Source organism: Kitasatospora sp. NPDC059571 (genome assembly GCF_042735675.1).
In the GTDB taxonomy this organism is placed as follows: domain Bacteria; phylum Actinomycetota; class Actinomycetes; order Streptomycetales; family Streptomycetaceae; genus Kitasatospora.
The window spans coordinates 1-9,084 of the sequence record NZ_JBHWBW010000323.1; the positions used below are offsets into that span (position 1 = coordinate 1).

Sequence of the window (9,084 nt, forward strand, 5' to 3'; positions counted from 1 at the left end):
CCTCCCGACCGGGAGGCGGCCCGCTCGCATCTGCGCGGGGGACGGCCGGGTCAGCAGGCCAGCCAGGCCGGCTCGGTGCTGCGGGCGCGGCCGCGGTGGCAGGCGTACGCCAGGGTGCCGAGCAGCAGCCGGGCCTCGGGCGGACAGGCCGCGCTCTCCCGGGTCGGGCGGCGCAGCCAGCGCGCCGGGCCGAGCCCGCCGAGGACGGTCGGCGGCGCCGCCACGTACGACCCCGCGCCGTGGCAGACCAGGTCGAGCGAGGCGTCGTCCCAGCCCATCCGGTACAGCAGTTCGGGCAGTCGGCGGGCGGTGCCCGGGGCGACGAAGAACAGCAGCCGGCCGGTCGGCGCGGCGAGCACCGGGCCGACCTGGGTGCCCATCCGCTCCAGCCGGACGAGGGCCTGCAGCCCGGGCTGGGCCGGTACGTCGAGGACGTCGAAGTGCAGCCCGGCGGGCAGCAGGACGGGGGCGTCGGCGGACCACAGCCGGCGCAGCTCGTGCAGCGGGGTGCCGGCCGCCGCCACCGGCGCGTCGGCGGCGTGCAGGCCGGGCGCGGCGCAGTGGACGGCCGCGCACGGGCAGGCTGCGGGGGTGCGGCCGGCGGCCGCGGTGCCCGCGGCGACCGTCCAGCCCAGCCGGGAGGTGTACTCGGCGGCCGCCTGCAGGGCGGTGGCACGGTGGTGCCGCCGGGTGCCCCGCGGAGCCAGCCGCAGATGCCGGAGCCGGAGCTCGCCGAACAGGTTCTCCATGCCTCCCCCAACAGGTTCCGACGGCCGGTGGTTACGGGACTGTGACACACCGTCCGCGGGCGGGCGCGGAGCTGGTGGCGCGCCGACGGCGCGCGCCGGGCCGCGCGCACCGATCCGAGCGGCCCGCGCCAGGAGCTGCCTTGCACCGGAGGGCCGAATGCCGGATCGTCGTTCCTGCACAGCTGCCTCCGTCATCTGCTGAGCCGTCAATGCCGGTAGCATCGAAGGCAGTTGATCCGTCCGCGGGGCCGGAGGCCGCGCCGTCCTGGCATGTGCCGGGGTCAAGCCGATCTGACTACCAGTGAAGCGCGCCCGGAGCGCCGTTTGTTCACTCGCAGGGGTGGCGAAAGGTGGCGTTTCCCCGGCGAAGCTCCCCCGGATGGCGGAAATGACGTTACGTTCGGCACACGGAACGCAGCGGACCGATCACAGTACGAGGGTCCGGGCGGGCCGAGCAGGCACGGCACGTCGAGCAAGAGCCCGAAGACCGTCGGGCACCACGAGCGGGCCCCGCGGCGGCGGGGCCGGGCGGGATGGGGCGTTCCCATGGGAGACAAGCAACCGAACGAGAAGCTGACGTCGTGGTTCGCCCGCAGCGGCTGGTCGAAGGGCGAGCTCGCCCGGCAGGTCAACCGCCGGGCACGCCAGATCGGCGCGCACCACGTCAGCACCGACACCTCCCGGGTGCGCCGATGGCTCGACGGCGAGCAACCCCGCGAGCCGATCCCCAAGATCATGTCGGAGCTCTTCTCGGAGCGGTTCGGCTCGGTCGTCTCGATCGAGGACCTCGGCCTGCGCACCGCCGTCCCGGTCTCCACCGTCGGCGGCGGCGTCGACCTGCCGTGGAGCGGCGACCAGACCGTCCAGCTGATCAGCGAGTACTCGCGCAGCGACCTGATGCTCAACCGCCGCGGCTTCCTCGGCACCTCCCTCGCCCTGACCGCCGGCGCCGCGCTCATCGAGCCCATGCAGCGCTGGCTCACCCCCGGCCCGTCCGGCGCCCCCACCCCGATCCTCACCGCCGCCAACGGCGGCGAGGCCTTCAGCGGCCGGCTCTCCGAGCCGGAGCTCCAGCTCCTGGAGCAGACCACCGTCATGTTCCGCCAGTGGGACGCGCAGAACGGCGGCGGCCTGCGCCGCAAGGCCGTCGTCGGCCAGCTCCACGAGGTCACCGACCTGCTCCAGGAGTCCTATCCGGAGCCCACCACCAGACGACTGTTCCGCCTGACCGCCGAGCTCGCCCACCTCGCCGGATGGATGTCCTACGACGTCGGCATGCACCCCAGCGCGCAGAAGTACTACGTCCTGGCGCTGCACGCCGCCAAGGAGGCCGGCGACCGCCCCTTCGGCGCGCTGATCCTCACCGACATGAGCCGTCAGATGATCCACCTCAACCGCGGAGAGGACGCCCTGGAACTGATCCACCTCGCCCAGTACGGCAGCCGCGACACCGCCACCCCCCGCCAGCAGGCCCTGCTGTACGCGATGGAGGCCCGTGCGTACGCCACCATCGGCGAGGTCAACCGGTGCGCCCGCGCGGCGCGGCTGGCCGAGGACACCTTCAGCGACTGCCGCACGGGCGACGGCGACCAGGACTGGCTGAAGTTCTTCTCGGAGGCCGAGCTCAACGCCGAGAACGCCCACTCCTACCGCGACCTCGCCTACCACTCCAGCCGCAGCCAGCTGTACGCGTCGATGTCGGCGCCGGTGATGGAGCGCGCGGTCGACCTCTTCCGGCAGGACGGCGACCACGTCCGCAGCTACGCCTTCAACCTGATCGGCATGGCCAGCGTCCACCTGCTGCAGAACGAGCCGGAGCAGGCCGCCGTGATGGCCGAGCAGGCCGTCGACATCGCCACCAAGGTCCGCTCGGAGCGCCTCAACACCCGCGTCCGCAAGACCTCCGAGGCGGCCAACCGGCAGTTCAAGGGCGTGCCGGAGGTCTCCCGGCTGGCCGAGCGCGTCGTGCAGGACATCCCGGAGTTCGCCTCGGCGGTCTGACGACCGCTTCCGGCCATCTCCGGCCCAGACCCCGACCGTGGGGGCAGCCGCGGCACCGCGTCCAACGGGCTCCCCCGGCCCCGCACCCGCGGTGCCCCCACGGTCGGTGATCCACCCCCTACCGCCTGTGCTGCGCGGCGGTACGGTATCGCAAGATCTGTCATGGCACGGCCGCGGTTCACGCGCTCGTAACGCGTCCGTCAGCGGCGTCACCACCGCGAAACACCGAGCCGCATCGGCCGAAATCAGCCTTCGGCACTCTCCTTCTCATCGCCGACACCCCGGGTGGCACGGGACAGGGATCCCGGGTGTGGAGCGGCTTCCATTCACGAGGAGACGCCGATGCCGGACGGCTTCAGCGCGGGCGATACCGCCTTTGTGTTCATCTGTGCGGCCCTGGTCATGTTGATGACCCCGGGTCTGGCCTTCTTCTACGGAGGCATGGTCAGGGTCAAGAGCACCCTCAACATGCTGGTGATGAGCTTCATCACGCTCGGCATCGTCAGCGTCATCTGGGTCCTCTACGGCTACAGCCTGGCCTTCGGTCCGGACGCCGGCGCCGGCCTGATCGGCAACCTGGACTACCTGGGCTTCCGCGGCATCGGGCTGAACGACCTCAGCGGCACGATCCCGGTCACCGGGTTCGCCGCCTTCCAGCTGATGTTCGCCATCATCACCCCGGCCCTGATCAGCGGTGCCATCGCGGACCGCGCCAAGTTCGCCGCCTGGTCGCTGTTCGTGGCGCTCTGGGTGACCGTCGTCTACTTCCCGGTCGCGCACTGGGTGTTCTTCTTCGACAAGGGCAACGGCGGCTGGCTCGGCGACCGCCAGGGCGTGATCGACTTCGCGGGCGGCACCGCCGTCCACATCAACGCCGGTGTCGCGGGCCTCGCGCTCGCCCTCGTGCTGGGCAAGCGGATCGGCTTCAAGAAGGACCCGATGCGTCCGCACAGCCTCCCGCTGGTGATGCTCGGCTCCGGCCTGCTCTGGTTCGGCTGGTTCGGCTTCAACGCCGGCTCGGCGCTGGCCGCCAACGGCGTGGCCGGCATGGCGTTCATGAACACCCAGGTCGCCACCGCCGCCGCCTGCCTCGGCTGGCTCGCCTACGAGAAGATCCGGCACGGCGCCTTCACCACCCTCGGCGCGGCCTCCGGCGCCGTCGCTGGCCTGGTCGCCATCACCCCGGCCTGTGGCTCGGTCTCCCCGCTCGGCGCGATCGCCATCGGCGTCATCGCCGGCGTCGCCTGCGCCGCGGCGATCAGCCTCAAGTACAAGTTCGGCTTCGACGACTCGCTCGACGTGGTCGGTGTGCACCTGGTCGGCGGCGTCATCGGCTCCCTGCTGATCGGCCTCTTCGCCACCGGCCACGTCGGCCAGACCGCCTCGGGCCTGTTCTACGGCGGCGGCTTCGACCAGCTCGGCAAGCAGGCGCTCGGCGTCGTCGCGGTCGCGGTGTACTCCTTCGTGGTCACGTACATCCTCGGATTCGCGATCCACAAGACGATGGGCTTCCGGGTCTCGGAGGACGTCGAGGTCGCCGGCATCGACCAGGCCGAGCACGCCGAGTCCGCCTACGACTTCACCGCGGTCGGTGCCAGCCTCGCCCGGGCCGTCTCCGCCACCACCACCGCCACGCCCGCCGAGAAGGCCGAGGTCGACGCCTGATGAAGCTCATCACCGCAGTCATCAAGCCGCACCGCCTGGACGACGTGAAGGAGGCCCTGCAGGCCTTCGGCGTCCACGGCCTCACCGTCACCGAGGCGAGCGGCTACGGCCGGCAGCGCGGCCACACCGAGGTCTACCGCGGCGCCGAGTACACCGTCGACCTGGTGCCCAAGGTCCGCATCGAGATCCTGGTCGAGGACGACGACGCCGAGCAGCTGATCGACGTCGTGGTCAAGGCCGCCCGGACCGGCAAGATCGGCGACGGCAAGGTCTGGGCCGTCCCGGTCGACACGGCGGTGCGGGTCCGCACCGGCGAGCGCGGGCCCGACGCGCTCTAGCATCGGCACCGCAGAGCACAGCACCTGTTCCGAACGCTCCTGGCGGACCTGCCCACGGCAGGTCCGCCGGAGGCGTATCCGGCACCGACCGCTCCACGGATGGGGATCCGACGTGACGACGACCGAAGCCCACCCCTCCGACCCGGCCCGCCCGGACGACCACGGCGCCGCCCGGGCCCGGCTGCTCGCCGCGCCCGGACTCGGCGGCGCGGCCAGACGCGCGGCCCTCGCCCGGCTGACCGACGGCTGGCTGACCGGGCTGTACCGGGAGGCCGGCGCCCCCGCCGGCACCGCGCTGGTCGCGGTCGGCGGCTACGGCCGGGGCGAACTCTCGCCGCGCAGCGACCTCGACGTGCTGCTGCTCCACGAGGGCCCGATCGACGCGGCCCTGCCGGAGCGGATCTGGTACCCGGTCTGGGACTCCGGCGCCGCACTCGACCACTCGGTGCGCACCCTGGAGGAGGCCCGCACCGTCGCCGCCGACGACCTCAAGGCCCAGCTCGGCCTGCTCGACGCCCGGCACATCGCCGGCGACCCGGCCCTCACCGCCGCCCTGCGCTCCGCCCTGCTCGCCGACTGGCGGGCCGGCGCCGCCCGACGGCTGCCCGAGCTCCAGCAGATGGCCGCCGAACGCGCCGAGCGCCACGGCGAGCTGTCCTTCCTGCTGGAACCCGACCTCAAGGAGGCCCGCGGCGGCCTGCGCGACGTGGTCACCCTCAACGCCATCGCCGCGACCTGGCTGGCCGACGCCCCCCGCGACGGCCTGGAGTCCGCCGCCGCCCGCCTCGCCGACGTCCGCGACGCCCTGCACCTCACCACCGGCCGGGCCACCGAGCGGCTGAGCCTCCAGGACCAGGACCAGGTCGCCGCCCGGCTCGGCGTCCTCGACGCCGACACCCTGCTCCGCCAGGTCTACGAGGCCGCCCGCACCATCACCTACGCCTCCGACGTCACCTGGCGCGCGGTCGACCGGGTGCTGGCCGCCCGCAGCGGCCGCGGCCGGCGGATCTCCCGGATCGCCTTCCCGTTCAGCGGGGTCGGCCGGGGCGCCGGGGCCGTCGCCAAGGGCGCGGTCGAGCGCCGGCCGCTCGCCGAGGGCGTGGTGGAGCAGGACGGCGAGGCCGTCCTCGCCCAGGGCGCCCGCCCGGCCCAGGACCCTGTCCTGGCGCTGCGGGCGGCCGCCGCGGCCGCCCAGGCCGGCCTCACCGTCTCCTACGCGACCGTGCGGCGCCTCGCCGCGGAGGCCAAGCCGCTGCCAGTGCCCTGGCCGGACGAGGCGCGCGAGCAGCTGATCACCCTGCTCGGTGCAGGCGAGGCCTGCCTGCCGGTCTGGGAGGCGCTGGAGGCGGAGGGGCTGATCACCCGGCTGCTGCCGGACTGGGAGCGGGTCCGCTGCCGCCCGCAGCGCAACGCGGTGCACCGCTGGACGGTCGACCGGCACCTGATCGAGACCGCGGTGCGGGCCGCCGCGATGACCCGCCGGGTGGCCCGGCCCGACCTGCTGCTGGTCGCCGCGCTGCTGCACGACATCGGCAAGGGCTGGCCCGGTGACCACTCCGAGGCGGGCGAGGTGATCGTCCGGGACGTCGCCGTCCGGATGGGCTTCGACAAGGCCGACACCGACACACTCGCCCTGCTGGTGCGCCACCACCTCACGCTGGTCGACACCGCCACCCGGCGCGACCCCGACGACCCGGCCACCGTCGCGTCGATCACCGAGGTGGTCGGCACGGTGGCCCACCTGGAGCTGCTGCACGCCCTCACCGAGGCGGACGCCACCGCCACCGGCCCGGCCGCCTGGAGCAGCTGGCGGGCCTCGCTGGTGGCCGACCTGGCGGCCCGCGCGGCCGCCCGGCTGGCCGGCGCGGTCTACCCGGTCGCCGCCGAGCCGACCGCCGAGGAGGAGCGGCTCGCCGTCGAGGCGGCCCGGACCGGCGCGCCCTCGCTGTCGCTGCACGCGCACGCCGAGCACGACACCACCGGCACCGAGCCGATGGGCGTCGAGCTGACCCTGGCCATCCCGGACCGGCCGGGGCTGCTGGGCACGGTCGCCGGGGTGCTCGCGCTGCACCGGCTCACCGTCCGCTCGGCCGGTCTGCGCGAGCTCGACCCGGCGGGGATCGGCCCGGTGCTGCTGCTCTCCTGGACGGTCGCCGCCGAGTACGGCGAGCTGCCGGAGGCGGCCCGGCTCCGTGCGGACCTGCGCCGGGCCCTGGACGGCTCGCTGGACGTCGCCCGCAAGCTCGCCGAGCGGGACGCCGCGGCGCCCCGGCGGCGGGGCATCGCGACCCCGCCGCCGGTGGTGTCGGTGGCCCGCGGGGCCTCCTCCAGCGCGACCATCCTGGAGGTCCGGGCGCACGACGCACCCGGCCTGCTGCACCGGATCGGCCGGGCGCTGGACGCGGCCGGCGTCCGGGTGCGCACCGCGCACGTCTCCACCCTCGGCGCCGACGCCGTGGACGCCTTCTACGTGACCGACGCGGCGGGACTGCCGCTGGAGCCCGACCGGGCCGCCGAGGTGGCGCGCTCCGTCCAGGCGGCACTCGGCTGACCGGTGCCCCGGGGCCGGTCCGCACGGGCCCGCCCCGGGGTGGAGACCGTTCCCCGGGCGGCCGGATACCCTGGGGGGCGACGACAGTACCCGTACCGATGCCGCAAGGGACCCGCGACCGACGTGTTCGACACTCTCTCCGACCGCCTCGCAGCGACGTTCAAGAACCTCCGGGGCAAGGGCCGCCTCAGTGAGGCGGACATCGACGCCACCGCCCGCGAGATCCGGATCGCCCTGCTGGAGGCGGATGTCGCGCTGCCGGTGGTGCGGGCCTTCATCAAGCAGATCAAGGACCGCGCGCTCGGCGCCGAGGTCTCCGGCGCGCTGAACCCCGCGCAGCAGATCATCAAGATCGTCAACGAGGAGCTGATCAGCATCCTCGGCGGCGAGACCCGCCGTCTGCGCTACGCCAAGACCGGCCCGACCGTGATCATGCTCGCCGGCCTCCAGGGCGCGGGCAAGACCACCCTGGCCGGCAAGCTCGGCCACTGGCTGAAGCAGCAGAAGCACACCCCGCTGCTGGTCGCCTGCGACCTCCAGCGCCCCAACGCGGTCACCCAGCTCGGCGTCGTCGCCGAGCGCGCCGGCGTGGCCTTCTACGGCCCCGAGCCCGGCAACGGCGTCGGCGACCCGGTCAAGGTCGCCCGCGACTCGATCGAGTACGCGAAGCAGAAGCAGTACGACGTGGTCATCGTCGACACCGCCGGCCGCCTCGGCATCGACGCCGAGATGATGCAGCAGGCCGCGGACATCCGCGCCGCGATCGGCCCCGACGAGGTCCTCTTCGTGGTCGACGCCATGGTCGGCCAGGACGCGGTCACCACCGCCCAGGCCTTCCTCGAGGGCGTCGACTTCACCGGCGTGGTGCTCTCCAAGCTCGACGGCGACGCCCGTGGTGGTGCCGCGCTCTCGGTCGCCCACGTGACCGGCCGTCAGATCATGTTCGCCTCCAACGGCGAGAAGGTCGACGACTTCGACGCCTTCCACCCGGACCGGATGGCCTCCCGGATCCTCGGCATGGGCGACATGCTGTCGCTCATCGAGAAGGCCGAGCAGACCTTCTCGCAGGCCGAGGCCGAGAAGATGGCCGCCAAGCTCCAGGGCGGCGGCAAGGACTTCACGCTGGACGACTTCCTCGCGCAGCTGGAGCAGGTCCAGAAGATGGGCTCGATCTCCAAGCTGCTCGGGATGCTCCCCGGCATGGGCCAGATCCGGGACCAGATCAACAACATCGACGACAAGGACGTCAACCGCGTCGGCGCGATCATCAAGTCGATGACCCCGGCCGAGCGCACCGACCCGAAGCTCATCAACGGCTCGCGCCGGCTGCGCATCGCCAAGGGCTCCGGCGTCCAGGTCGGCGAGGTCAACAACCTGGTCGAGCGGTTCTTCGAGGCCCGCAAGATGATGTCCGCGATGGCCTCCGGCAAGGGCATCCCCGGCATGCCGGGCATCCCGGGGATGGGCGGCGGCGCGAAGCGCTCTTCCAAGAAGGCCCCGGTCGCCAAGGGCAAGCGCAAGTCCGGCAACCCGCTGAAGCGGGCGCAGGAGGAGGCGGCGGCCGCGGAGCGCAAGGCGCTCGGCCCCGCCGGCCAGCAGCCGGCCGCGCCCGGCGGCGCGTTCGGCCTCGGCGCGGGCAAGGGCCCGTCCGACTTCGAGCTCCCCAAGGAGTTCAAGGACCTCCTCTGACCGCGCCCCGGCCCGGTCACCGCGGCCCGCCCCCCCCCAGGGGGGGGCGGGCCCTCGCCGGGCCCCGGGGGCCGCGCGGCCGCGGGCGGGG

General features: G+C 73.7%; 6 protein-coding genes. 5 read left to right on the plus strand and 1 reads right to left on the minus strand.

Annotation, left to right across the window (positions count from 1 at the left end):
* Positions 1-50 precede the first annotated feature (50 nt).
* Positions 51-749 carry a bifunctional DNA primase/polymerase gene (locus tag ACFV0G_RS27850; RefSeq protein ID WP_380553690.1) on the minus strand — a complete coding sequence of 233 codons (699 nt, stop codon included), beginning with the start codon at positions 747-749 and terminating at the stop codon, positions 51-53.
* Between the two features lie 546 nt (positions 750-1,295).
* On the opposite strand from ACFV0G_RS27850, the gene ACFV0G_RS27855 reads away from it, so the two are divergent.
* From ACFV0G_RS27855 to ffh, 5 genes are all read left to right on the plus strand, one after another.
* Positions 1,296-2,750 carry a hypothetical protein gene (locus ACFV0G_RS27855; RefSeq protein WP_380553693.1) on the plus strand — a complete coding sequence of 485 codons (1,455 nt, stop codon included), beginning with the start codon at positions 1,296-1,298 and terminating at the stop codon, positions 2,748-2,750.
* Positions 2,751-3,092: 342 nt separating this feature from the next.
* Complete coding sequence (locus ACFV0G_RS27860; RefSeq protein WP_380553696.1) at positions 3,093-4,415, plus strand: ammonium transporter; 1,323 nt, start codon at positions 3,093-3,095, stop codon at positions 4,413-4,415.
* Complete coding sequence (locus ACFV0G_RS27865; protein ID WP_030275697.1) at positions 4,415-4,753, plus strand: P-II family nitrogen regulator; 339 nt, start codon at positions 4,415-4,417, stop codon at positions 4,751-4,753. Before ACFV0G_RS27860 ends, ACFV0G_RS27865 begins: the two co-directional genes overlap by 1 nt.
* A 112-nt stretch (positions 4,754-4,865) precedes the next feature.
* The gene (locus ACFV0G_RS27870; protein WP_380553700.1) at positions 4,866-7,304 is read left to right on the plus strand and encodes a [protein-PII] uridylyltransferase; all 2,439 of its coding nucleotides are present in this window, start codon (positions 4,866-4,868) and stop codon (positions 7,302-7,304) included.
* 123 nt (positions 7,305-7,427) lie between these two features.
* Positions 7,428-8,993: a signal recognition particle protein gene (gene ffh, locus ACFV0G_RS27875; RefSeq protein WP_380553703.1), complete on the plus strand. Its 1,566-nt coding sequence runs from the start codon at positions 7,428-7,430 to the stop codon at positions 8,991-8,993.
* Positions 8,994-9,084: the final 91 nt, after the last annotated feature.

What these genes read in the sequence shown, in the direction of transcription:
- ACFV0G_RS27850 (WP_380553690.1), bottom strand. Translation starts at nt 749, where the DNA reads ATGGAGAACCTGTTCGGCGAGCTCCGGCTCCGGCATCTGCGGCTGGCT.
- ACFV0G_RS27855 (WP_380553693.1), top strand. Translation starts at nt 1,296, where the DNA reads ATGGGAGACAAGCAACCGAACGAGAAGCTGACGTCGTGGTTCGCCCGC.
- ACFV0G_RS27860 (WP_380553696.1), top strand. Translation starts at nt 3,093, where the DNA reads ATGCCGGACGGCTTCAGCGCGGGCGATACCGCCTTTGTGTTCATCTGT.
- ACFV0G_RS27865 (WP_030275697.1), top strand. Translation starts at nt 4,415, where the DNA reads ATGAAGCTCATCACCGCAGTCATCAAGCCGCACCGCCTGGACGACGTG.